Origin of the sequence: Streptomyces sp. NPDC001848, assembly GCF_042891915.1 — a bacterium.
Lineage (GTDB): Bacteria > Actinomycetota > Actinomycetes > Streptomycetales > Streptomycetaceae > Streptomyces.
In genome coordinates, this window is the sequence record NZ_JBIATP010000014.1 from 178,896 (window position 1) to 201,247 (window position 22,352).

Below are 22,352 nucleotides of genomic sequence, written 5' to 3' on the forward strand. Positions count from 1 at the left end.
TGTGCTCGTCGCCTACCGATGAGCACTTCACCGGCGCAGGAGCCCACATGTACATCGAGACGCCGAACCGCACGGTCGGAGCGGCCCACGGCATCACCTATGTCTACCGCCGATGCGGTCCCAGGGACTCACAGCCTCCGCTGCTTCTTCTCCAGCACTTCCGCGGCACGTTGGACAGCTGGGATCCCGCTCTGGTGGACGCGCTGGCAAGGGAACGCGACGTCATCGCCTTCGACAACGCCGGTGTCGGTCTGAGCGGCGGCAGCACACCCCGCACCATCGGGGACATCGCCCTCGACACCGTGGCCTTCCTCCAGGCACTCGGAGTGCGGCACATGGACGTGCTCGGGTTCTCCATGGGCGGCTACACAGCACAGGAACTGGCCGTGTTCCAGCCGGCCGCCGTCCGCCGGCTCGTCCTCGCGGCCACCGCCCCACGCGGCGCCCCGGGCATTCACGGACTGCGGGACGACATCCTCGCCCATGTCAACTCGGATCAGTTGGGGGCCCAGGACTATCTGTACACCTTCTTCAACCACACCGAGTCCAGCCAGCGCAGCGGCCTGGAACTCCTCGGACGCCTCATGGAACGGGAGCGCGACCGAGATCTGCCGGTGAGTGCGGACGCCCGGGAAGCCCAGTACGAGGCCATACTCGAATGGGGCGTGCCGGATCAGGACGCGCTGCGCAGGCTCGACGCGATCGAGCAGCCCGCACTCGTCGCGGGCGGCGACAGCGATCTGGTCGTCCCGCCCCCCGCACTCCAGCTGCTCGGGAGTTCGCTGCCCAACGCCCGCGTGCGTATGTACCCGGACTCCGGACACGGCTTCCTGTTCCAGCACCACGAAGAGTTCGCGCGGGAGGTCCTGGACTTCCTGCGCTGAGGGCCCGCAGGGACGCCGATCGCCCGACCATGCCGATATACGTATGCGATGACTTGACGAAACTGCTGAGCACATGTCTCATGACGTGTGCGTCGCCTCTACGTATCAGTTTCATACGTGTCCAACCGTGACGGTCGGTTGGGTTTCGGGGCGACGGGTTCTCCTGAGGAGCTGAACATGACATCGCTCGAAAAGGCAGTGGTCCTCGTCACCGGCGGCGGCCGCGGACTGGGGCGCTCGCTGGTCGAAGAGGTGCTGGCGCGTGGCGCGGCCAAGGTGTACGCCACGGCACGGGACCCTCGCTCGGTGACCAACCCCGACGTCGTGCCGCTGGCGTTGGAGGTCACCGATCCGGCGTCGGTGGCAGCAGCGGCCGAGCAGGCGAAGGACGTCACCGTACTCATCAACAACGCGGGCGTCTCGGTGCAGGCGTCGTTCCTCACCTCGCCGATCGAGGACGTCCGGCGAGAGTTCGAGACGAACTTCTACGGTCCCCTGCGGGTCACCCGTGCCTTCGTCCCTATCATCGAGGCCAACGGCGGCGGCCACGTTCTCAACGTCCACTCCGTCCTCTCCTGGATCGGTGTCGCCGGTTCCTACAGCGCGTCCAAGGCGGCCCTGTGGTCGCAGACGAACTCCCTGCGGCTGGAGTTGAAACCACGCGGTATCGATGTGACGGGTCTGCACGTCGGATACATCGACACCGACATGGCAGCAGGCGTCGACGCGGCGAAGTCCAGCCCCAAGGAAGTGGCCGCGCTGGCCATCGACGGGGTCGAGTCCGGAGCGTACGAGGTGCTCGCCGACGACCTGTCCCGGCGCGTCAAGGCGGGGTTGGCGGCGGACATCGAGACGCTGTACCCCCAACTCGTGGAGTGACGTCCGCAGAGCCGCCGGGACCCGGAGACGTTCGCTGACGTGTCAGCATGGGGCAGTCCACCTGACATGCCAGGTGGACTGTCGGAGCAGCAGCGACCGAGTGTGGCGGTACTTCAGCCCGGGAGGATCCGCGCCGCACACGGCGGCATCCGTGGAGCGGAACCGTGCATCCCCTGCCCCTCCGCCCACGACGCCACCGGCAATCCGCACCGCAAGAAGACCGCATGGCAACAGGGCGCCGTGCGCGCCATCCTCCTCAAGCCCCGCTACACCGGCCACGAGGTCCGGAACGAGAAGCACAAGGAAGAACGCCTCCTCGACGTCGATGACGTCACCCTCGGCCACCGCACCCACATGCCCCCGCCGAGGAGCCCCTACGCTCTGCGCGGTCGGATCCGGTAAAGCCTGTGCGGGCGCAAGATGCAGCCCGCCACCATCCGCAGCGGCGTCTACCACCGCTGCGAGTTCAAAGAGGAGGAAGCCGCCCTCTACCCCGACCTGGCGCGCCAGCGCACCGTCTACCTGCGGGAAGACATCGTGTGCCAGGCCCTGAACCGGTGGATCGCCCGGGCCTTCGCCCCTGACCGGCTCTCCGCCACCATCGAAGCGCTCACCCACGCGAGCGCCGCCGCAAGCACCCCAGAGCCCCACACCCCCGAGCAGGCCCAAGCCCGCCAGGCGATCAAGGAATGCGAGCGGCCGCTCGCCCGCTACCAGGCAGCCCTCGACGCCGGAGCCGACCCCGCTGTCGTCACCCAGTGGATCAACGGCGCCCAGCGGGACAAGGACCCGGCACAGAGGAAGCTCGACGCGCACCCCGCCGTCACCCGGCAGAAGCAATCCCCGCTCGACGCGCGACGGATCCGGCAGATCACTGAGAGTCTCGGAAAGATTGCGCATCCAGACCGCCGCCATCGAGAAGAAGGGCCCGCTCTACGACGCCCTGGGCATCACCATCACCTACGAACACGCAACGAGGACCCGACCGTAAGGTCGAGGCCCTCATCACCGTATCGTCAAGCGTTGTGTCCGAGGGGCGAGTTGACCGTGGACGATACGGTCGTGGTCGCGCAGGGAAGACTCCGGCTGCAAGGTCCGTCGAAGGGCCCGCGGGAACGCTTTACGAAGGCGCCGGCCGGGATGCCGTATCACCCGACCAGTCGCACATCGACGTCCTGGACAAAGGGTGCCCGGTACGGCCGGAGGTCGGGGGCCGGCTGGGTGGTCAACACATCGAGCCCCAGCGGGGCCCCTTCGACGATCAGCCCGGAGCCGTCATCAGCGGGCAGGTGGTAGCGCAGCAGCAGGGATGGTTCGCTCAGCGCGTCGAGGCGGAGCACTCGGGTGGCCTCGTCGGGTTCGTCCACCGTGCCGAAGAACCGGGCCGGGATCGGAGTGAAGCGCAGCGCCGTCTTGAAGCTGAACAGGCCCGGCTTGGCGATGTGGCCGTACAGTGCCGGATCGGTGCCCAGTGAGATGTCCCGGCAGCCCAGTTCGCGGGCAACCTGGAAGGCCTGCATGTACATGGCTCGTACGACACGATGCTGCCGGCTGTCCGGGGCTGTGGCGGCGAAGCGGATCACCACCGTGGACACGTCCTCGCGAACGCGGCACACGCAGCAGCCGACGAGCGTGTCGTCCGCGAGGACCTGCACGGCGAAGTACTCGTCGGCGTGCGAGAGGACGTCGTCACGGTCGTGACGCGCGAAGGGCACACCGTGACGCATGGTGCTGATCTGGCGTTCGTACAGTTCCAGGAAGGCGTCGTAGGTGTCTGAATCCAGTGGCAGGACCGCCTTCATGCGGATGCCCTGTTCGTCCACGAAGCGCATGCCGGCCCGGACACTACGGCGTTCCTTCCCGGAGAGCCCGTCGAGAAAGGCCTCCTCGGAAGGGCAGGCCGGAGCGATCCAGGTGACCCAGGCCGGATGGACGGCGAACCCGGCCCGCCGCAGTTGCGGTCGGCTGCGCGGCTTGGGGTCGAGGACGCGGACCACGTCGAACTCACCTCGCAGCGAAGCCCAGTCCGTGTTCAGGGCTTCGTCGGCCGTCACCACTGCCGTGGTCAGTCCGTACGCGGTCTCGACAACCATCCGTGCCTCCTGGTCCTGGGGGTTGGGGCGGAGCCCCGCGTGTTCTTGTTCCGTTCGGCACACCGGGCGTCGCGCCGCGTGCCGCGATCACATCGGCACCGCGTCACACGGACGCCGTCCTCGCACGAGCGTGGTGCCGGATCGCGACCGGGCGGCAGCCCCCGGTGGCTGTCGCCGCTTCGGCCGATCCGGCGACAGCCCCGGAGCACTCCGGCCCTCGCCGCACCCGAAACGGCCCCGACCATGGAGCCGACCACAGCAGGTCGGTTCGGCGATGTGGTCGAGACCGCTCGGCATCGCAGTCGGCTCCTGCGCGCAGCCGCACAGCGTGCACGCCGCGAGGAGCGCCAGGAGCCTTCTGCCGGTTGATCAGCCTGGCGGGGTGCGCGCGCAGGTCAACCGGCCGAATCTAGTCGACGACGTCGATGTAGCTCATCATGCCGTTGTCCTCATGGGCCGCGATGTGGCAGTGGAACATGACCTTGCCGGTGAAGTCGGAGAACGGGACGCGGATGACCACCTTGCCGGGCACTCCGTTGACCGCGTGGGGCACCGGGATGGTGTCCTGACGGCCGATGTAGGGCTGGGGCACGCCGTTGATCGACATGACCTGGAAGGAGTCGGTGTGGATGTGGAAGGGGTGATCCTCACCGGCCTCGTTGGTGAGGGTCCACTCCTCGACGGTGTTCAGCTTCGCGGGGGTGCTGAACACCGAGGAGTCCATACGGAACTGCCGGCCGTTGATGAGGAAGCCGTGCGAGTCGTCCCCGCTGAGGGTCACGCTGCGGTGCTGCGCGATGGTGGCGTCGGACAGGTCGGGAGGCGAGGTGGGCAGCGCGCCGGAGACGGTGGGCAGCTGGGCCCGCGTGCTGCCGGCGATGTTGACGTTGAACAGCGGGGTGTCCGGGTAGCTGTCACCGTCCGGACCGTTGCTGAAAGCGAGCGTGCGCAGGGTGGTCCCGCCGGTCCGGCCGCCGGCGGTGACCAGCACGTCGTAGCGCTTGCCGGGGGGCAACAGCAGGGTGTCGTCCGTGGTCACCTCGGAGGCCGGAACGCCGTCCTGGCCGATCACGGTGAACCGGTAGCCGTCGAGCTGCAGGTGATACCAGATGTCAGCACCGACGTTGGCCAGGCGCCACAGCTGGGTCTCACCGGGCTTGATGGTGAGCACGGGCAGCAGCTGCCCGTTGACCAGCCGCACTGTCGGGGCGTTGGAGTCGATCGACGTGGTGTCGGTGTTCTGGACGATGTGGCCCGACCTGTCGAGCTGAACGTCCTTCAGATCCACGGTGTGCGTGGTGATGTCCCGCAGGGCGGGCGGCAGCAGGGCCCTGTCGTCGCCGACGACCATGGCACCCGAGAGGCCGGCGAAGATCTGGTTCTCCACGTCGCCAGGGGAGAAGGAGGCGCTGGGCGAAGGGGGCATGTCCATGCCCGCCATGCCGGAGCCGTCCGGTGGGCAGGTCGTGCCCATGGCGTGGCTGTGGTACCAGTACGTGCCGACCGGATGGTTGGCGGGCAGGTCCAGGTGGTACTGGAGCGTGCTGCCCGGGGCGACGCACAGGAACGAATCGTCCGAGTCGTTCGACGGCGAGACGTGCAGGCCGTGAAAGTGCAGATTGGTTGCAACCGCGAGGTTGTTGACCAAGGTGATCGTGGCGTGCTCACCCGGCACGAAGTGCAGAGTGGGGGCGATGAACGAGCCGTTGTAGGACTGGCCCCACACCTGCTTGCCGGCCACCGCGAAACGCGTGTCGTGCGCGTTCAGGGTGATGGTCATGTTCGGGCTGGTGACGGTGTCGAGGACCGGCGGGTCGGCGAAAGGCTGTCCGGAGGTCATGCCCGTCTGCTGCTGGGCCGTCGAGAGCGGCTGATCCGTCGTCGACGCCGAGGTCGGCGCGGCCGAGGCGCCCCGGGAATACACGACCGCGGCGGCAAGGACCAGGAGCGCGGCTGCCAGCGTCTGGATCGCCAGGACGTGCCGTCGTCTCTGTCGGCGGCCTGCATCCGGCACGGTGCCGGTGGTGTTGGACATCGGTTCCCCTGTTTGTTCGAAACGGTGATGAGATCGGCTGGTGAACAACTCCCGTTCAGCACAGGCGAGTCAGCCCCTTCGGACACAGCGCTGACACAGGAGGTCTCGGTGGGCCGTGGCTGATCTGCCGTGGCCTCATTGGTTGTCGTCCGACGCGTACGGACGTCATCGGCTGTCCGGCTCTCCTGCCGCCGCGGCGGGTACCACTGCCGACCTGCCGGCGTCGTGTGCCGCTCCCGCCACCCGCTGCGCCGCCGTCTCGCGCTCCGCGGGAGCGCTGCCGGGCAGTGTGCCCCGGCGCCGGCCCACGGCGGCGAGGGCCAGCAGCACCAGGCCGCTCACGGCGCCCAGCACGAGGAACGGCAGGCGGTCGGTCACCTCGTAGAGGGCGATACCGATGACGGGGCCGAGGACGTTGCCGAGGTCCGAGACCAGGCCGAACAGGCCGAATGCCTTGCCGTCGTGCGCAGTGGCGGCCTTCAGCTCGACAATCCCGCGCCGCGCGGCGAGGAAGAGCGTCGCATAACCGAACATGTAGACCATGAAGCTTCCGCCGACGGCCACGAAGTGGGCACTGGCGGCCATGGCGCACAGGCCGACTGCCGTGAGACCCAGTCCGATCGCCGCCAGGGTCCGCAGTGGCGGCGTGTACCGGCCGAGCAGCCACATGGCCAGGCCCGAGACGGCCAGTCCGGCGACGAAGACCGCCGAGATCGCCGTTCGTGCCGACGCGTGCGCTCCGGTACTGAGGTAGACCGGCAGGACCGGTTCGAGCGCCGAGTACACCAGGAAGGTGAACATGTCGAGCCCGCCGAGCAGGAGGGCCCACACCCACCACCGGACCGGTGCGGGCCCCGCCGCCGCGGCAGCCGGGGCGGGCACGGACTCCGGCTCCTCCTCGGACCCCTCGGGTTCCGGCCCGGGAATGGCCCGTAGGAGTCCGAGAGCCGTCGCCGCGGTCACCGCGGCGCCCGCGACGAAGAGCGCCGTCAAGCCGGCGGGTACGGCCACTCCGGCGATCAGCGGCCCGAGGAGGAACCCGGCCACCGCCGCCGACCCGAAGTTCCCCATCATCCGGCTGGTGGGGATGCCGTGCCGCCGGCACAGCGCCGTCATGCCGGCGTAGAGAGCCGGGGACACGAGTCCCTCACTGATCCCCCAGCACACCCGGGCCCCCAGCAGGGTGAGACTGTCCCGGGCCAGGGCCGTGAGGACGATGCCGACCGCGGCGGTGAGCATGGACAGCATGGCGACGCGGTCCGCCCGCCACTTGTCGACCCACCATCCGCCGACCGGCTGGGCGAGCGCTTTGGCCGCGGCGAACAGTGCGAAGGTCAGCGCGACGACGACCGGTCCGGCCCCGACCCGGTGCTCCAGGTCCGGCACGAACGGGATCATCACCGTGTAGGACGCGTTGACGCTGACGACGGCTGCCAGAAGCAGCGCGGCAGGGCGCCGGCCCGGACCCATCTCATTCTCCCCTGATGTAGGCGGACAGCACCTGGTGCATGTGGGCGAGCGCCGGTTCCAGGTCCGGGCGGCGCTCGGGGGCGTAGACCAAGGCCCACAGGTCGGTGCCGCTCAGGGCGTGCCGTTCCTTGAACCGGTAGTTGTCGCGGCCCCACTCGATGCGGCGCATGCCGTGCCCGTACGCCCACTCCGTGCTGCGGTACATGAGCGCCACGTAGGTGCTCAGGTCGTGGAGCGTGGCGTAGTCGACACCCCCGCACATGAAGGTCACTTCCGGCCCGCGCCGGAACGCGAAGAAGGCACCGACCAGCCGGTCGTCCACCTCGGCGGCGACCATCATGGCGCCGGGCACCCGGAGCATGCCGTGCAGCGCGTCCTCGTCGAACAGGGCCGGCCAGTCGTTCTTGTCGCTGGTGTCGACGGTCAGCGGGAACGCTGCCGGCACCAGAGCGTGCGCCTCCGGCCCTTCGACCATCCGGACCCGCAGGCCGCGCTCGTCGGCCCGGCGCAGCCGCCTCTGCACATCCCGCCTGATCTTGTTGGTGACGCGGTACATGTGGTCGTCGAAGTCGCCGGACAGGTCGCAACTGTAGGTGCGTTCGAGCAGTACGCGGCCGACCGGAGGCCCGGCCACGGCCAGCCAGTCGGCCACGCCCTCCTCGGTGAGGTTGGGCACGACGAGCACCTCGGCCGGTCCGGATTCGATCCATTCCATCGCGGTGGCGTACGCGCCCCGGACCAGCGCAGCGGGCACGTGCCCGCGTTTGCCGTACATGGAGTACGGGGAGCCGGCGAAGACCACCGGGTTGCCGAACCGGCCCACGAGGCCGACCTGCCGCTCGTATCCGTCCCAGAAGGGGGACTCGTACACGGCGTAGAGCGGGAGAACCGACGCGCCGTCCGGGTGTGCCGGGTCGGTGTGGACGTAGGCGTGCCGAGCGCGCTTCTCGATGCCGATCCTCTCCCAGGCGCGCAGCCAGTTCGCGGAGTCGTACAGGCAACTGGCGACCACCCGCTCCGGCACCTCGTCGGACAGCCGCCAGTCGGACGCGGTCACCAAGCACTGGCCGGTTCGTGTGGTACCCACCCCGCACACCTCCCGCTTGAGCCATCGGTCGAGACTGGGACACGGTAGGGACGGCGTCTCTCGCGGTGGTCTCACGCCGATCCCGCCTCACGCCGCCCCGATCTCCGTCATCCGGCGGCACTGCCGTGCCCGGGAGCGCTCGCCCGGGGAATCGAGTGGCCGGATATCGCCGTGAGAACGCGACAAGAGCGGCGAGCCCTAGCGTCCACCACAGGGCCCGGCCCACGGCGTCGTGGACGGCTCTTCCCGTATCCCGGCGATACGGAACAGACGCGTCCTGTTTGGCTCACAAGGGGGAGACATGAAGGCGCAGCTGGCGATGTTCGGCAGCAAGCCCGTGGTGCGTCCGGAACACCGGCGCCTGGAGTGGCCGGTGGTGACGCAGGCGGACAGGGACGCCGTCCTGCGGGTCCTCGACAGCCGCAAGTTCACGGTCGGCGCGAAGGACGAACAGGAGATCAGCGGGCTCGAGAGGGAATGGGCCGAGTTCTGCGACACTCGTTACGCGGTCGCCGTCAACAGCGGCACGGTGGCGCTGGAGCTGGCGCTGACCGCCCTGGGCCTCCAGCCCGGCGACGAGGTGATCGTCCCGGCGCTCAGCTACGTGGCGACCGCGATGGCGCCCCTGTACCAGTTGGCGATTCCTGTCTTCGTGGACATCGACCCGGTCACGTTCAACATCGACGTGCAGCAGATCGAAGCGAAAATCACCCACCGCACCCGGGCGATCATCCCGGTCCACCTCGGTGGTCTGCCCGCCGACATGGACGAGATCCGGGGCCTGGCCCGCAAGTACGACCTGCTGGTGGTCGAGGACGCCGTACAGGCGCAGGGCGGGAAGTACCGCGGTGAGACCGCGGGCTCCATGGGCGCTGCCGCGGTGTTCAGCCTCAACGTCGAAAAGAGCATCCCGACGTGCGGCGAGGGTGGACTGATCGTCACGGACGACGAGAACGTCGCCGAGCGCTGCCGGAGCCTGCGTATCCTCGGCGAGGACCTCAGCACGGAGGAACGGCTGTACGTGTCCGCCACCCGCGGCTCGAACCTCAAGCTCAGCTCGGTGCTGGCCGCCTTCACCAGGGCCCAGCTCGCCAGGTTCTGGGACTACCAGGTCCGCCGCGACCAGAACATCCCCGTCTTTCTGTCGCGACTGGCGGCGCTGCCGGGCATCGTCGTCCCGCTCACCCCGGCTGACCGCACCCACATGTGGCACATGCTGCGCTTCCGCTTCGACCCGCGGGCGGCGGGCCTGGACGGGGTCACGCCGGGCCGCTTCCGCCAGGCGCTGCGCCGGGCGCTGCTCGCGGAGGGCGTGCCGCTGACGCACTACCAGATCATTCCGCTGCCGGGTCAGCCGGTGTTCCAGGAGCAGAACGCCTATGGCAAGGGCTATCCGTGGTCGCTGCCAGGGGCCAATCCGCAGCGTTACGACCTGGCCGACTACCCGGTGACCTGCCAGGTCATCGAGGACTCCCTCTGCCTGCGGCGCATGCACCTCAACCCCGACGCCGGTCCTGCTCTGGACGAGTACGCGACCGCCTTCGAACGGGTCTGGGAGAACCTCGACGTCATCGCCCGCTTCGCCCGGGCCCTCGACTACGAGCCGCCGTGGGCAGCCGTCAAGGGGTACCAGCAGAAGGCCGGTGTGCCGGCGTGAGCGTCCAGATCGCCGAGTCGGTCACCGGCGAGGACGCGGCCTGGGACGACCTGCGGTGCCGGGCGACGGCGGTCCGCGAGCACGTGCTCAGGATCGGGGCCGGGCCGATCGGCACGCACGTGGGCGGGTCCCTGTCGGCGGCCGACATCCTCGTGGCCCTCTATTTCAGGGTCCTGCGGGTGCGGCCGCACGATCCCGGCTGGGCCGGGCGTGACCACTTCGTACTCAGCAAGGGGCACGCCAGCGCGGCACTGTACGCGACGCTCGCCGAGCGGGGATTCCTGGACACCTCCGAGCTGGACACCTACGGGTGCGCCACCGGGCGGTTGATGGCGCACCCCACACCCGCGGTGCCTGGCGTGGAGTTCGCGACCGGATCGCTGGGCCACGGCCTGTCGCTGGCCACCGGACTGGCGCTGGCCGCTCGCCGCGCCGGACGCCCCAACCGGGTCTTCACCCTGATGGGCGATGGCGAGTTGCAGGAGGGGTCGGTCTGGGAGGCGGCCATGGCGGCCGCACACCTGGAACTGGACAACCTCACCGCCGTGGTGGACCGCAACCGTCTGCAGATCAGTGGTCCGACCGAGGACCGGATGCGGCTGGAGCCCCTCGCCGACAAGTGGAGGGCCTTCGGCTGGCAGGTGGCGCAGGTGAACGGCCACGACTTCGGCGAACTGGTGCCGGCACTGCGGTTCTCCCCGGTCACAGGGCGCCCGACCGTACTGATCGCCGACACGGTCAAGGGACGCGGGGTGCGCCATCTTGAGCACCGCAAGCAGAGCCACTTCGCCAAGCTCGGCGAGGCGGCCTACGAGCGGGCACTCGCCGCCCTGCGAGCCGCGACATGAGTGGCCCGCCGAGCGCGCACGGTACGGCGCGGCGGGCCGCCGAGGACCGGCAGGACGGCTCCGACCGGGCCGCCTACCGCGCCACACTGCTCGAACTGGCGCGAGCGGACAGCCGGATCTGGTGCCTTGATTCGGACATGGGCGGGCTGGAGAAGCAGTTCGAGGCCGTGCTGCCGCAGCAGTACGTGGACCTCGGGATCGCCGAGGCCAACCTGATGTCCGTCGCAGCCGCGCTCGCCGGCACCGGCATCCTGCCCTTCGTCAACACGATGGCCGCGTTCGCCTCGGCCCGAGCCCTGGAACAAGTCAAGATCGATATCGCCTACCACAGGCTGCCGGTACGCATCGTCGCCACGCACTCCGGCTTGTCCGCGGGCCACCTCGGCCCGACCCACCACGCCCAGCAGGACCTCGCGGTGATGCGGTCGCTGCCCAACATGACGGTGATGACGCCCGCGGACGCCGCCGAGACGGTGCGGATGGTCAACGCGGCGGCGTACCTGCCCGGCCCGGTGTACATCCGGCTCGGCCGCGGCCCGACCGACCCGGTCCACCACGGCGACGCCGGCTTCACCGTCGGCGAGGCGGTGGAGCTGCGCGCCGGCGGTGACGTGACGATCATCGCGGCCGGCTCCTACCCCGTCCTGTTCGCGCTGGAGGCGGCCGAACAGCTCGCTGAGCAAGGCATCGACGCAGCAGTGCTGAACATGCACACCATCAAGCCCCTTGACGTCACGGCGGTGGTGAGGGCGGCCGGCAGCACCGCCGGCATCGTGACCGTCGAGGACCACGCGCTGCTCGGCGGGCTGGGCGGCGCGGTCGCCGAGGCCGTCGCGGAACACGAGCCGACCCGGGTGCTGCGGGTCGGCGTGCGCGACGCCTTCTCTTCCAAGCCGGGCAGCCACCGCGCCCAGCTCAGCGCCGGCGGCGTCAGCCCACACCACGTCGTCGCCGCCGCCAAGGCCGTCCTGAGCGGCCGTTCCTGCACAACAACCGTTCACAACACCGCAAAGGAGACTGCGTCATGACCACCGCCACGGCGAGCACCTGCCCGGAATGCGCCGAGGTCGTACCGACGGCGCCGGACATGCACGTGACGTCGATCGTCGTGTGCCCGACCTGCAGGGTCGAGTTGGAGCTCATCTCCCTCGACCCGGCCGAGTTCGCGCTCGCCCCGGAGATCGAGGAAGACTTCGGGGAGTAACGGGTGATCACGAGTGCGTCGCAGGACGGCCTCCTGGCCGTCCTGACCACCCGCGTCCGCCTGGAGGAGCGGCAGATCTTCGCCGCTCTCGAGCGGCGCGGCATCCCGTACGCCTCCGTCGACGACCGGACCCTGGTAAGTGACCTGCAATCGCCGCCGCCGGTGCGGTACCGGGGCGTGCTGAACCGGATCATGTCGCACACGCGGAGCCTCTACGCCGCGCACCTGTTGGAGTCGACAGGCCATCAGGTATTGAACCCGAGCAGCGTCATCGAGGTCTGCGGCGACAAGATCCTCACGTCGCTGGCCCTGGTACGCGCCGGGTTGCCGACCCCGCGGACCGTCGTGGCGGTGACCCCCGACGCGGCGCTGCAGGCCATCGAGGAGATCGGGTACCCGGCGGTGGTCAAGCCCGCCGTCGGGTCGTGGGGGCGGCTGCTGTCGAAGGTCAACGACCGGGACGCGGCCGAGACGCTCGTCGAGCACAAGCAGGCGATGCGTTCACCGGTGCACTCGGTCTTCTACGTCCAGGAACTCATCGACAAGCCGGGCCGCGACATACGGGCCATCGTGCTCGGCGACCGGGTCGTCGCGGCCGTCTACCGCAGGTCGGAGCACTGGATCACCAACACGGCGCGCGGTGCCACCACGGAGCCCTGCGAGGTGACGCCGGACCTGGCCAAGCTCGCGCTGCGGGCCGCGGAGGCGGTCGGCGGCGGCATGCTCGCGGTGGACCTGATCGAACGCCCCGACGGCGAGGTGCTGGTCACCGAGGTCAACCACACCATGGAGTTCCACGGACTGGCCTCGGCCACCGGGCTGGACATCGCCGATCTCCTCGTCAGCCACGTCTTGGCGGTGGTGGCGCGGTGAAGGCCTCGGTGATCGGCGCCGGCGGATACATAGGCGGCGAACTGGTCAGGCTGCTGCTTCAGCATCCGCACGTGGAGCTCAGCCAGGCCACCTCGACTCGCCACCGCGGACGTCCCCTCAGCGCCGCGCACCCGAACCTGCGCGGCCAGAGCGACTTGTCCTTCGTGGCCGAGGAGGACCTGTCGGAGTCCGACGTCGTCTTCCTGGCGACGCCGCACGGGGCATCGACGAAGAGCATCGCCACCTGGTCCGCGCTCGCGCCGATGGTGGTGGACCTGAGCGCCGACTTCCGGCTCCACGACCCCGGCCGGCGGGAACGCCACTACCCCGGCGCCGCGCCGGAGGCGTCCTGGCTCTCCCGTTTCCAGCCGGGGATTCCCGAACTGCACCGGGAGCAGCTGCGCGGGGCGAGTCACATCGCGGTGCCGGGCTGCATGGCCAACGCCGCGATCCTGGCCCTGCACCCGCTCGCCACGGCGGGGCTGGTCGCGGGCCCGGTCCTGGTCGACGCCCGTACCGGCTCCAGTGGCGGGGGCAGGACTCCTGACGAGGGCAGCCACCACCCCGAGCGCAGCGGCGCTCTGCGCATGGCCAAGCCGCACGGTCACCGGCACACCGCGGAGATCGAGCAGGCATGCGGAGTGCGGGTGCACATGACGGTGACCGGCGTCGAGGCCGTGCGCGGCATCCAGGTGGCCTGCCACATCACGCCGGCGCGGACGGTCACCGAGCGCGAGCTGTGGGCGCTCTACCGCACGGCCTACCAGAACGAGCCCTTCGTGCGGCTGGTCAGAAAACGGTCGGCGCTGCGTCGGATGCCGGAGCCGAAGATCCTCAGCGGCACCAACTACTGCGACATCGGTCTGTCGCTCAACTCGGAGGGAGACCACCTGATCGTCGTGTCGGCCATCGACAACCTGGTGAAAGGAGGTGCCGGCAATGCCGTCCAGTGCTTCAACATCGCCTCTGGCCACGACGAGACCGCGGGCCTGCGGTTCGCCGGGCTCCACCCGGCCTGAGCGCTTCGTGATCAAGGTCGGCGGTTCGCTCGGCGCGGACATGGCCGGCGCATGCGCCGACATCGCCGAACTCGCCGAGCAGGGCGGCGAGGTGGTCGTCGTGCACGGCGGCGGCGCGGAAGCCGACCGGCTCGCCGCCGAACTCGACCGGCCCACCCGCACCATGACCGCTCCCAACGGCCGGCACAGCCGCTACACCGACGCGCCCGCACTCGACGCGCTCGCCATGGCGATGCTCGGCCGTGTCAAACCGGCGCTGGTCACGGCGCTGACCGGGGCCGGACTCCGCGCTGTCGGCCTGTCCGGAATCGACGGTTCCCTGGTCACCGCCCGCCGAACGCCGCCGGCCAGGGCCGTGGTCGACGGCGTCGAGCGGGTCGTCCGGGACGACTTCTCCGGGCGGATCCATGAGGTCGATCCGGATCTCGTGCTGACCCTGCTGGGCGGTGGCTACGTTCCCGTGGTGTCGCCTCCCGCACTGGATCCGGCCCTCGGCATGCTCAACGTCGACGCCGACCGGTTCGCCGCCCGGCTCTCGCTCGCCCTGGCAGCCGACTGGCTGATCATCCTCTCCGATGTTCCCGGGCTGCTGCGCGACCCCGCGGATCCCACGAGCCTGGTGACCGAGGTGCCCTGCGAGGAGTTGTCCCGCTACCTGGACGGCGCGGGAGGGCGCATGAAGGTGAAACTGCAAAGCGCAGGGGAGGCCTTCGTGGCCGGGGTGCCTCACGTCGTCCTCGCCGACGGCCGACTGGACTCCCCCGTGCTCGCCGCACGGGCGGGGGCCGGCACGACATTCGTGAGAGGAACCCGATGAGTACACGTGCCGAGTCATTGCTTCGGCGAATGGTCGAGATCCCCTCGCCGTCGGGCCAAGAGGCGGAGCTGGCCGCCTTCCTGGCCGGCGAGCTGCGGGACTGGGGCTTCACGACGCGCATCGACGAGGTCGGCAACGTCATCGCCAGGCGCGGTCCGGCCGCCGGCCCGACGATCATGCTGATCGGCCACATGGACACCGTGCCGAGCCGGCTGGAGGTGCGGCAGGAAGGCACCGTCCTGCACGGGCGCGGCACGGTGGACGCCAAGGGGCCGCTGGCCACCATGATCTGCGCGGCCGCGGCCGCCGAGGTCGGCCACGCCCAACTGGTGGTCGCAGGAGTGGTCGAGGAAGAGACGTTCGGACGGGGTGCGACACACCTTCTCGAGGGGCACCGGCCCGACGCCGCCTTCGTCGGGGAACCCAACGGGTGGTCCGGCGTCGGCATCGGCTACAAGGGCCGGGTCGTGGTGCGGTACGCCGTGTGCCGTCCCGCCGGGCACACGGCCAGCCCCGAGGAGAAGGCCACCGAGGCGGCCATCGCCTTCTGGAACAAGGTGGTCGGCTACTGCGAGGCGCACACAGCGGGAAGCCGCGCCTTCGACCGGCCCATCCCGACGCTGGTGGAGATGGGCGGCACGATCGAAGAGGCACGGATGACCCTAGCCTGCCGCACTCCCCCGGGATTCGACCTGGCGGAGTTCGAGCGGTTCCTGGCAGACACCGCCAAAGACGCCGTGCTGACGATCGACGACCGGACCCCGCCCGTGCGCGTCGACACCCGTGGCGCCGCGGTGCGCGCCCTCTGCTCCGCGATACGCGCTCAGGGAGCGCGTCCCACGCTGAAGCTCAAGACGGGCACAGCCGACCTCAACATCCTCGAGCCGTGCTGGAACGTGCCGATGGCCGTCTACGGCCCGGGCGACTCCAGCCTTGACCATACCGACCGGGAGCACATCGACCTCGTCGAATACGTGAGGGCCATCGATGTGCTCCGGCATGCGCTGGAGACGCTCGCCGACGAGCTCGTACAGGCCGAGGAGGCGGCAGCGGCCGGTGCCCGGTGATGACGCCGCACGTGCTGTGCGGCTGCCGGGGTGCCGCCCTGTGCCTCCCTCCGCGCGTCCCTCGTCGAGGGTGCCGTCAGCCGACCGCTCGGGAAACGCCCCGCAGGGCGGGTCCCGGGCGCGAGCCGGCCTCGGTCGGGAAGACGGGGTGACCTGCGATGATCCGCTGGTGCAGCTCCTGGAGGCGGGCGCACGGGTCGAGGCCGACATGGCTGATCAGTGCGGCCCGGCCCGCGTGGTAGACCGCGAGGGCGTCGGCCCGGCGGTCGGACAGGTACAGCGCCGTCATCAGGTGCCAGCGGAGCTGTTCGCGCAACGGGTGCTCGTCGACCAGCAGGCTGAGTTCGCCGACCAGTTCCCGATGGCGGCCGAGGGCGAGTTCCACGTCGAAGCACTCCTCCAGCAAGGCGAGCCGACGCTCCGCCCAGTACGCCGCGACCGGCTCGAGTGCCCGGCCCGCCAGCCCGGCCAACGGCTCTCCCCGGAACAGCGCCAGAGCCGCGCGATAGTCGTCGACGGCGCCCTTCGGATCACCGGCCTGAGCCCGGACGCGGCCGCGCCCCCTGAGCTCCTCGAAGAGCTGGGTGTCCAAGGACCCGTCGGGCAGACGCAGCAGGTAGCCGCCGGGGACGGTCTCGATGAGATCAGCGCGGGCCCCGGCGGCGACCAGTGCCTTGCGTACCCGCCACACACAGGTCTGTATCTGTTTGTCCGCGGTGACCGGCGGCGTGTCGCCCCACACCGCGTCAACCAGCCTGCCGAGCGGTACAGCCTTGTTGACCTCGGTCAAGAGGACGGCCAGGACGGTGAGTTGGCGGCTTTCCGGGAGGGGAACCTCCCGGCCCCCGCAACAGATCCGCAACGGCCCCAGGACGCGGAAGAAGGTCTTGTGGGCACTGTCGGAAGACGATTCGACATGCATGGGAACCCTCGGCTCTGTGATGGTGATGATGCCCACGACTTGACACTGATCACGACGAGTCGGCTGCCGCAGACATCCGCCATCCGGGTCTGCGGGAGGGGCGTACGCGCCAGGCAGTTGAGGCCGCCACCCCGGCGACGCGCCGATGCAGGCCAGGCGGTCGGTGGCAGGTCCAGCTCCTGTTCGGCCGGCCGGCCCACTTGGATCGCCCAGTTCCCGGAAATCCACACGAGCCGGCGCCACGGCCTGCGGCGGCGCCGCTTGCGCCGAATGCGCGGCGTCAAGCCTTCTCTTCGCTGCTCTCGATTTTGAAGATCGACACGTACCTTAGGGGTGTTTCGGCAATGAAGTGGGTGTGCGCGGAGCCTGCAGCAGCGGCGAACACGTCGCCGGTGGTCATGGTGCGGCCCTGGTTGCTGAGCGTGCCCTCGATGACGTACAGGAACTCGGCGTGCTCGTGCACGTGTGGGTCCGTGCGGTAGCCCGGCTCGGCCTCGACGATGGCCACGTGGTAGCCGTCCGCGCGGGCGGCGATCCTGGCCCGCGCCTTGCCCTGGGAGCCCCAGGGGATCCACGGGAGTTCGTCATTGCCGTCGAGGCGGGAGATGTCCCAGCCTTCGAGTGAGGGTTCCATGGTTCCTCCTGGCACGGGGGGCGCGGGTGCCCGCGGGGGATCGGGCACCCGCGCCGGTCGGGGGGACGGTCAGGCGGTGGCTGCTGCGGCGCGGTCGGCGTCGGCGACGGCTGCCCCCGACTCGGCGGTCGGGGCGTCGGCGGACTGCGGCCGACGCGGGATGCCCAGTGCGCACAGCGCGCCGGCGAGCACCACACCGACCCCCACCCACACCGCGGGGTGCATGCCATCGACGAAGGACGTGGGCGAGGCGGTGCTGCCGTGGCCGGCGAAGACGGTGCTCAGCACGGCGATACCAAGCGCGCCGCCCACCTCGCGGACGGTGGTGTTGGCACCGGAGGCCTTGCCCGCGTGCTCCTGACTGACCGAACCGAGCACCACGGCCGCGGTGGGCGCGAAGACGAAGCCCATGCCGATGCCGGAGACCACCATCGGCGCGACCAGGCTCGCGTAGGAGGTGTCGGTGCCGGCGACCAGGTTGATCCAGGCCAGTCCGGCGCCCTGCAGGAAGAGGCCGAGGGCCATCAGCCGTCCGCCGCCGACCTTGTTGGTCAGCATCCCGGCGACGGGGGCGACGAACATCGGCATCAGTGTCCAGGCCAGGGTCCGCACACCGGCCTCCAGCGGGGTGCGCGGCGGGGCGATCTGCAGGTACTGGGCGAGCAGGAAGAGCGAGCCGAAGACGCCGAAGTACATGCTGGCGGAGACGACGTTGGTGAGGGTGAAGGCGCGCACCCGGTAGAAGGAGAGCGGCAGCATGGGCTGCGCGGTGCGACGCTCCCAGAGCAGGAAGAGGACGAGCAGCACGGCTCCGGCGGCGAACGCGCCGAGCACGGTGCCGGAGGTCCAGCCGTCGGTGGAGGCGTGCACGATGCCCCAGACCACGGCGAACAGCGCTGCGGCGGCCAGGAGCATGCCCAGCAGGTCCAGGCCCACGCCCTCCAGCCGGCTCTCCTGCAGCACGAAGCGGATCAGCGGCACGGCCACGATGCCCACCGGCACGTTGACCCAGAAGATCCACTGCCAGTCCAGGCCGTCCACCACCGCGCCGCCGACCACCGGGCCCATGGCCACGGCCAGGCCGCTGATGCCGGACCAGAGTCCCAGCGCCAGGCCGCGCTTGCGGGCCGGGACGGCCTGGGAGAGCAGGGTGAGCGAGAGCGGCATGACGGCGGAGGCCCCGATGCCCTGCACGGCGCGGGCGGCGATCAGCTCACCGCTGGTGGTCGCGAGCCCGCAGGCGATGGAGGCGAGAGTGAAGAGGGTGATGCCGAGTATGAAGGCCCGGCGGCGGCCGAAGCGGTCACCGAGCGCGGCCGCGGTGAGCAGCAGGCAGGCGAAGCTGAGCACGTAGGCGTTGACGAACCACTGCAGGTCCTGGGTGGAGGCGTTGAGCTTCACGGCCAGCGTGTGCAGGGCGGTCGAGACGACCAGGTTGTCCAGCGCGACCATGAACATCGGGACGCTGGAGGCCACGATCGACAGCCACAGCGGTACCGACCGGGTATCGGGCTTGGTCATGGAGGGTCTCTCCTCGGCGGGGTTCGCCAGGGGAGGCGAACGGGATGGGCAGTATGTGCTGACGGCTGTTCAGGAACGGGGTTCTGCGGCCTGCTGCTCGGCGAGGCGGCGCTTGGCGTCGCTCCAGGTGATCGGCAGCTCGCCCACCGGGACCTCCCAGAAGGTGAAGACCGAGTGGCGCATGGTGGGCCGCAGACCCTTCATGATCGAGTTGTGGGGTTCGGTCTTGGCGTAGGCGTAGAGCTGCTCACGGCTCTCCCAGGCGGAGAGGGTCCAGAAGGTACGGCGCAGCGGATCCGCGATGAGCGAAGCGCCGAGGGCCCCGTGGGCGCCGCGGACCTGCTTCCAGGCCACGAGGGAGCGGAGGAAGAACCGCGGCACGTCTTTCAGCGAACGCACCTCGAGACGGGAGGCCATGACCAGCGCGGTGGTGAGGCCGGGCCGCGGTGCGTTCGGGGTGGTCCAGGGAAGTGTGGGCATGACTGTGTCTTCCTGGGAGGGGCCTTCTGCGGACGCCGCCCGCGGCCATATTGGACAGTGTCACTATCGATGATAGACAGTAGAGCTATCGAATGGCCAGAAGGAAGCGAGCGCGATGCGAATCTCGGAACTGAGCCGGAAGAGTGGGGTCTCCGTGCCCACGATCAAGTTCTACATCCGCGAGGAGCTGCTGCCCGCCGGCCGCCTGACCTCGGCGACCCAGGCCGAGTACGACGAGCAGCACCTACGCCGGCTGCGTCTGATCCGGGCGCTGATCGGGATGCGCGGGCTCTCCGTGGAGGCCACCCGGCAGGTGCTGGGAGCCCTTTCCGAGGAACACTCCTCCCCGCACCTCGTGCTCGGCCTGGCCCTCGGCGCGATCCGGCTCTCGGAGGAGCCCACCGAGGAGTCCGAGCAACTGGCCGCGGTGGACGCGCTGGTCCATGAGCTGGGCTGGCACGTGCACAAGGACGCCCCCGCCCGCGGCGTGCTGGCCGAGACCCTGGCCAGCCTGCAGCAGTTCGGGATCGCTCTCGACTGGCACGCCCTGCTCCCCTACGCCCGGCTGGCCGCGGACACCGCCCGCCTGGATCTCGACCAACTGGACGGGGTGACCGACCCCTTGGAGCTGGCCGAGCGCGCCGTCGTCCTCACCACCCTGCTGGAGCCCGCCCTGATGGCACTGCGCAGGCTCGCCCAGGAACACGAGTCCGCGCAGCGCCACAAGGAATGACGCTCAGGCGCCCAGGCCGTCGAGTTCCTCCAGCAGGCGGCGGGCCGCCTCGGCGCCGGAGGAGAAGCCGGCCTCGTGCGAACCGATCTGGTCCCAGCCGAGCCTTCGGGAGTGGAAGTAGGAGCCGCAGAACTTGACCCGGGTGCCCTCGTTGACGTCGTAGATGTCCTTCTGCAGTTCGCGCACCGGGTTGTCGATGATCGGATGGGTGTACGGGAAGCGGGCGATCACCCTCTCGGGGCGCACCTCGCGCGGGTAGTCGAGGGTGACGAAGTAGTCCTGCTCGGCGGTGAAGCCGTGCAGCTTGTTCATGTAGTACGCGACGTAGGTGTGGGCCTGGCCGTCCATCGAGACCTTGCCGTAGTTCCACGCCTCCCAGCGCTCGCGGTCGGCGGGCATCACCGAGTCGTCGGTGTGCAGCACCACGTCGGAGGAGTTGTAGCGCACGGTGCCCAGGACGGTCCGCTGCCGTTCGGTGGGGTTCTCCAGCATGGCCAGTGCCTCGTCCGCGTGCGCGCCGATGACGGCGTAGTCGAAGCGCTCGCTGCCGCCGGCAGTGGTGACCGTGACGCCGTCCGGTTCCTGACGGACACCGGTGACCGGCTCGCCGGTGCGGACCTCGGGGCCGATGGCGGCGATGGCCTTGCGCACGTAGGAGATGGAGCCGCCGCCCACCGTGCGCCAGTCCACGCGGCGCCCGCCCAGGCCTCCTTCGTCGTGGCCCATGTAGAAGGCGATGACGGTGGAGGCGGGGATCTCCCAGATCAGCTCGGCGGGCACCGACCAGACGGCCGAGCAGAGCAGGATGACGTAGGAGTGCCGGAACTCCTGGCTGTAGCCACCGCGGTCCAGGTACTCGCCGAGCGGGATGTCGGTACGGCGGCGCAGGAAGTCGCGGCGGCCCTCGGTGTGGAAGCGGCGTGCCTCCCGCCAGATGGTGTGGAACTCCGGCGAGCCGGTGTAGCGGGCCGTCACCTCTTCCTCGGTCAGGTCGAGTTCTTCGGTGCCGTATTCCAGCCCGGTGTCCAGGTCGAAGAAGTTGAAGCCGCCGAGGTGCTCCACCGCCTCCACGCCCAACTCGTCGAAGAATCCGTAGAGGTTGGGGTAGGCGGGGCGGTTGAAGACGACGAAGGCGGTGTCGATGCCGAGGACGCGGCCGGCCTCCTCGACCTCGACCGTGTTGGCGTGCCCGCCGAGCCGATCCTCCCGTTCGAAGAGGGTGATCCGGGCGCGGTCACGCAGATGGTAGGCGGCGGAGATGCCGGACACGCCCGCGCCGATGACGGCGACGCGGGGGGTGTGGTCGGGTGCCATGATGGTCCTCTCGGTGAAGCGGACGGCGGGTCAGGCGGCGGGCGGCTCGCCGGGGTCGGCGAGGTCGATGCGGTGCAGTTCGCCCGCGCGGCCGTGCTCGGCGGCAACGGCAAGCACGTGCCCGGGGGCGGGGCGGAGGAGCTCGAACCACCACGCGTCGCCCGCCCAGGGCGGCCTGTGGGGATCGTGCACGGTGATCGGCCCAGCGGGCGGGGCGGTGATCGTGAAGCCGGCCAGGTCCCGGCTGATCCCGGTACCGAGGGCTTTGAGGTACGCCTCCTTGAGCACCCATATCTCGCTGAGCCGGTCGGCACGGGCGGCCGGCGGCAGGGCGGCCAGTTCCGCGCGCTCCGCGTCGGCCAGGTGCGGGATGAGGTGGGTGACCGCGTCCGGTGAGGCGGGGGCGCACTCGACGTCCACCCCGCAGTCGCGGCCGTGAGTGGTCACGCAGGCGATCAGTCCCTCGGTGTGCGAGAGATTGAACCGCAGTTCCTCGTAGGGCGGTTCGGGCTCGGGGCGGCCCCAGGGGCCGGGCCGGAAGCGCCAGGTGTGCGGCGGCCGCCCGCTGCGCGCGCTGAGCGCGTAGCGGGCCAGCAGCCGGGCTCCCAGGAAGCGCCGGCGCGCGCCCTCGCCGCGCAGGCGCTCCAGGCGGGCCCGCTCCTCCTCGGTGAGCAGCCGCCGGCCGCCGAGCGCGGTGACGAAGCTCGCCACGGCCCGCTCGGGCAACAGCCAGAGCACGGCCGGGTCGGCGCTCATCGCCGGCGTCCTTCTGCCGGGAGTGCCGGGAGCGGTGTCCAGGAAGGCGGTTGCGTTCC

The 22,352-nt window shown here is 70.1% G+C and carries 22 protein-coding genes; 11 read left to right on the top strand and 11 right to left on the bottom strand.

Features of this window, described 5'->3' with window-relative positions:
- Positions 1-47 precede the first annotated feature (47 nt).
- Entirely contained in the window at positions 48-884 is an 837-nt protein-coding gene (locus ACFYZJ_RS27925; RefSeq protein WP_388572376.1) for an alpha/beta fold hydrolase, read from the top strand.
- Positions 885-1,061: 177 nt separating this feature from the next.
- Positions 1,062-1,763, top strand: coding sequence for an SDR family oxidoreductase (locus ACFYZJ_RS27930; protein WP_388572378.1), 702 nt, complete (start codon positions 1,062-1,064; stop codon positions 1,761-1,763).
- A gap of 42 nt (positions 1,764-1,805) precedes the next feature.
- Here ACFYZJ_RS27930 and ACFYZJ_RS27935 read toward each other — a convergent pair whose 3' ends face one another.
- The 5 genes from ACFYZJ_RS27935 to ACFYZJ_RS27955 all read right to left on the bottom strand — a co-directional run bounded on the left by ACFYZJ_RS27935 (position 1,806) and on the right by ACFYZJ_RS27955 (position 8,448).
- On the bottom strand, positions 1,806-2,663 hold the full coding sequence (locus tag ACFYZJ_RS27935) for a hypothetical protein (protein WP_388572380.1): 858 nt from the start codon (positions 2,661-2,663) through the stop codon (positions 1,806-1,808).
- Positions 2,664-2,911: 248 nt separating this feature from the next.
- Positions 2,912-3,856, bottom strand: a complete 945-nt coding sequence (locus ACFYZJ_RS27940) for a GNAT family N-acetyltransferase (RefSeq protein ID WP_388572382.1) — start codon at positions 3,854-3,856, stop codon at positions 2,912-2,914.
- A 409-nt stretch (positions 3,857-4,265) separates the two neighbouring features.
- Complete coding sequence (locus ACFYZJ_RS27945) at positions 4,266-5,891, bottom strand: multicopper oxidase family protein (RefSeq protein ID WP_388572384.1); 1,626 nt, start codon at positions 5,889-5,891, stop codon at positions 4,266-4,268.
- Positions 5,892-6,056: 165 nt separating this feature from the next.
- A complete protein-coding gene (locus tag ACFYZJ_RS27950; RefSeq protein WP_388572386.1) occupies positions 6,057-7,361 on the bottom strand; it encodes an MFS transporter in 1,305 nt (434 codons plus the stop codon).
- A 1-nt stretch (position 7,362) separates the two neighbouring features.
- A complete protein-coding gene (locus ACFYZJ_RS27955) occupies positions 7,363-8,448 on the bottom strand; it encodes a GNAT family N-acetyltransferase (protein WP_388572388.1) in 1,086 nt (361 codons plus the stop codon).
- Between the two features lie 301 nt (positions 8,449-8,749).
- Here ACFYZJ_RS27955 and ACFYZJ_RS27960 point away from each other — a divergent pair, with 301 nt between their 5' ends.
- From ACFYZJ_RS27960 to ACFYZJ_RS27995, 8 genes are read left to right on the top strand one after another with little or no spacing between them, the layout of a single operon-like run.
- The gene (locus ACFYZJ_RS27960) at positions 8,750-10,105 is read left to right on the top strand and encodes a DegT/DnrJ/EryC1/StrS family aminotransferase (protein WP_388572390.1); all 1,356 of its coding nucleotides are present in this window, start codon (positions 8,750-8,752) and stop codon (positions 10,103-10,105) included.
- Complete coding sequence (locus ACFYZJ_RS27965; protein WP_388572392.1) at positions 10,102-10,953, top strand: transketolase; 852 nt, start codon at positions 10,102-10,104, stop codon at positions 10,951-10,953. The genes ACFYZJ_RS27960 and ACFYZJ_RS27965 overlap by 4 nt, the downstream gene beginning before the upstream one ends.
- The gene (locus ACFYZJ_RS27970; protein ID WP_388572394.1) at positions 10,950-11,981 is read left to right on the top strand and encodes a transketolase family protein; all 1,032 of its coding nucleotides are present in this window, start codon (positions 10,950-10,952) and stop codon (positions 11,979-11,981) included. The genes ACFYZJ_RS27965 and ACFYZJ_RS27970 overlap by 4 nt, the downstream gene beginning before the upstream one ends.
- Entirely contained in the window at positions 11,978-12,157 is a 180-nt protein-coding gene (locus tag ACFYZJ_RS27975) for a lysine biosynthesis protein LysW (protein ID WP_388572396.1), read from the top strand. The genes ACFYZJ_RS27970 and ACFYZJ_RS27975 overlap by 4 nt, the downstream gene beginning before the upstream one ends.
- Before the next feature lie 3 nt (positions 12,158-12,160).
- Positions 12,161-13,030 (top strand): lysine biosynthesis protein LysX, encoded by an 870-nt coding sequence (lysX, locus tag ACFYZJ_RS27980; protein WP_388572398.1) that lies wholly within the window; start codon positions 12,161-12,163, stop codon positions 13,028-13,030.
- Positions 13,027-14,049, top strand: a complete 1,023-nt coding sequence (argC, locus tag ACFYZJ_RS27985) for an N-acetyl-gamma-glutamyl-phosphate reductase (RefSeq protein WP_388572400.1) — start codon at positions 13,027-13,029, stop codon at positions 14,047-14,049. Before lysX ends, argC begins: the two co-directional genes overlap by 4 nt.
- Positions 14,050-14,056: 7 nt before the next feature.
- The gene (locus ACFYZJ_RS27990) at positions 14,057-14,866 is read left to right on the top strand and encodes a [LysW]-aminoadipate kinase (protein WP_388572402.1); all 810 of its coding nucleotides are present in this window, start codon (positions 14,057-14,059) and stop codon (positions 14,864-14,866) included.
- A gap of 29 nt (positions 14,867-14,895) precedes the next feature.
- On the top strand, positions 14,896-15,933 hold the full coding sequence (locus ACFYZJ_RS27995) for a M20/M25/M40 family metallo-hydrolase (protein ID WP_388572403.1): 1,038 nt from the start codon (positions 14,896-14,898) through the stop codon (positions 15,931-15,933).
- A gap of 76 nt (positions 15,934-16,009) precedes the next feature.
- On the opposite strand, the gene ACFYZJ_RS28000 is transcribed toward ACFYZJ_RS27995, so the two are convergent.
- The 4 genes from ACFYZJ_RS28000 to ACFYZJ_RS28015 form a co-directional block, all read right to left on the bottom strand.
- Positions 16,010-16,855 (bottom strand): BTAD domain-containing putative transcriptional regulator, encoded by an 846-nt coding sequence (locus ACFYZJ_RS28000; protein WP_388572405.1) that lies wholly within the window; start codon positions 16,853-16,855, stop codon positions 16,010-16,012.
- Between the two features lie 280 nt (positions 16,856-17,135).
- The gene (locus tag ACFYZJ_RS28005) at positions 17,136-17,489 is read right to left on the bottom strand and encodes a cupin domain-containing protein (protein WP_388572407.1); all 354 of its coding nucleotides are present in this window, start codon (positions 17,487-17,489) and stop codon (positions 17,136-17,138) included.
- A gap of 69 nt (positions 17,490-17,558) precedes the next feature.
- Entirely contained in the window at positions 17,559-19,010 is a 1,452-nt protein-coding gene (locus ACFYZJ_RS28010; protein WP_388572409.1) for an MFS transporter, read from the bottom strand.
- A 69-nt stretch (positions 19,011-19,079) separates the two neighbouring features.
- A complete protein-coding gene (locus ACFYZJ_RS28015; RefSeq protein WP_388572411.1) occupies positions 19,080-19,490 on the bottom strand; it encodes a DUF3291 domain-containing protein in 411 nt (136 codons plus the stop codon).
- Between the two features lie 115 nt (positions 19,491-19,605).
- Here ACFYZJ_RS28015 and ACFYZJ_RS28020 point away from each other — a divergent pair, with 115 nt between their 5' ends.
- Positions 19,606-20,223 (top strand): MerR family transcriptional regulator, encoded by a 618-nt coding sequence (locus tag ACFYZJ_RS28020; RefSeq protein ID WP_388572413.1) that lies wholly within the window; start codon positions 19,606-19,608, stop codon positions 20,221-20,223.
- Positions 20,224-20,226: 3 nt separating this feature from the next.
- Here ACFYZJ_RS28020 and ACFYZJ_RS28025 read toward each other — a convergent pair whose 3' ends face one another.
- Both ACFYZJ_RS28025 and ACFYZJ_RS28030 read right to left on the bottom strand, forming a co-directional pair.
- Positions 20,227-21,537 (bottom strand): NAD(P)/FAD-dependent oxidoreductase, encoded by a 1,311-nt coding sequence (locus ACFYZJ_RS28025; protein ID WP_388572415.1) that lies wholly within the window; start codon positions 21,535-21,537, stop codon positions 20,227-20,229.
- 30 nt (positions 21,538-21,567) lie between these two features.
- Positions 21,568-22,293 (bottom strand): 4'-phosphopantetheinyl transferase family protein, encoded by a 726-nt coding sequence (locus ACFYZJ_RS28030; RefSeq protein WP_388572417.1) that lies wholly within the window; start codon positions 22,291-22,293, stop codon positions 21,568-21,570.
- Positions 22,294-22,352 lie beyond the last annotated feature (59 nt).

Excerpts from the sequence above, each read along its gene's own strand:
- ACFYZJ_RS27925 (WP_388572376.1), top strand. The coding sequence starts at position 48 with ATGTACATCGAGACGCCGAACCGCACGGTCGGAGCGGCCCACGGCATC.
- ACFYZJ_RS27930 (WP_388572378.1), top strand. The coding sequence starts at position 1,062 with ATGACATCGCTCGAAAAGGCAGTGGTCCTCGTCACCGGCGGCGGCCGC.
- ACFYZJ_RS27935 (WP_388572380.1), bottom strand. The coding sequence starts at position 2,663 with ATGCGCAATCTTTCCGAGACTCTCAGTGATCTGCCGGATCCGTCGCGC.
- ACFYZJ_RS27940 (WP_388572382.1), bottom strand. The coding sequence starts at position 3,856 with ATGGTTGTCGAGACCGCGTACGGACTGACCACGGCAGTGGTGACGGCC.
- ACFYZJ_RS27945 (WP_388572384.1), bottom strand. The coding sequence starts at position 5,891 with ATGTCCAACACCACCGGCACCGTGCCGGATGCAGGCCGCCGACAGAGA.
- ACFYZJ_RS27950 (WP_388572386.1), bottom strand. The coding sequence starts at position 7,361 with ATGGGTCCGGGCCGGCGCCCTGCCGCGCTGCTTCTGGCAGCCGTCGTC.
- ACFYZJ_RS27960 (WP_388572390.1), top strand. The coding sequence starts at position 8,750 with ATGAAGGCGCAGCTGGCGATGTTCGGCAGCAAGCCCGTGGTGCGTCCG.
- ACFYZJ_RS27970 (WP_388572394.1), top strand. The coding sequence starts at position 10,950 with ATGAGTGGCCCGCCGAGCGCGCACGGTACGGCGCGGCGGGCCGCCGAG.
- ACFYZJ_RS27975 (WP_388572396.1), top strand. The coding sequence starts at position 11,978 with ATGACCACCGCCACGGCGAGCACCTGCCCGGAATGCGCCGAGGTCGTA.
- ACFYZJ_RS27995 (WP_388572403.1), top strand. The coding sequence starts at position 14,896 with ATGGTCGAGATCCCCTCGCCGTCGGGCCAAGAGGCGGAGCTGGCCGCC.
- ACFYZJ_RS28000 (WP_388572405.1), bottom strand. The coding sequence starts at position 16,855 with ATGCATGTCGAATCGTCTTCCGACAGTGCCCACAAGACCTTCTTCCGC.
- ACFYZJ_RS28005 (WP_388572407.1), bottom strand. The coding sequence starts at position 17,489 with ATGGAACCCTCACTCGAAGGCTGGGACATCTCCCGCCTCGACGGCAAT.
- ACFYZJ_RS28010 (WP_388572409.1), bottom strand. The coding sequence starts at position 19,010 with ATGACCAAGCCCGATACCCGGTCGGTACCGCTGTGGCTGTCGATCGTG.
- ACFYZJ_RS28015 (WP_388572411.1), bottom strand. The coding sequence starts at position 19,490 with ATGCCCACACTTCCCTGGACCACCCCGAACGCACCGCGGCCCGGCCTC.
- ACFYZJ_RS28020 (WP_388572413.1), top strand. The coding sequence starts at position 19,606 with ATGCGAATCTCGGAACTGAGCCGGAAGAGTGGGGTCTCCGTGCCCACG.
- ACFYZJ_RS28025 (WP_388572415.1), bottom strand. The coding sequence starts at position 21,537 with ATGGCACCCGACCACACCCCCCGCGTCGCCGTCATCGGCGCGGGCGTG.
- ACFYZJ_RS28030 (WP_388572417.1), bottom strand. The coding sequence starts at position 22,293 with ATGAGCGCCGACCCGGCCGTGCTCTGGCTGTTGCCCGAGCGGGCCGTG.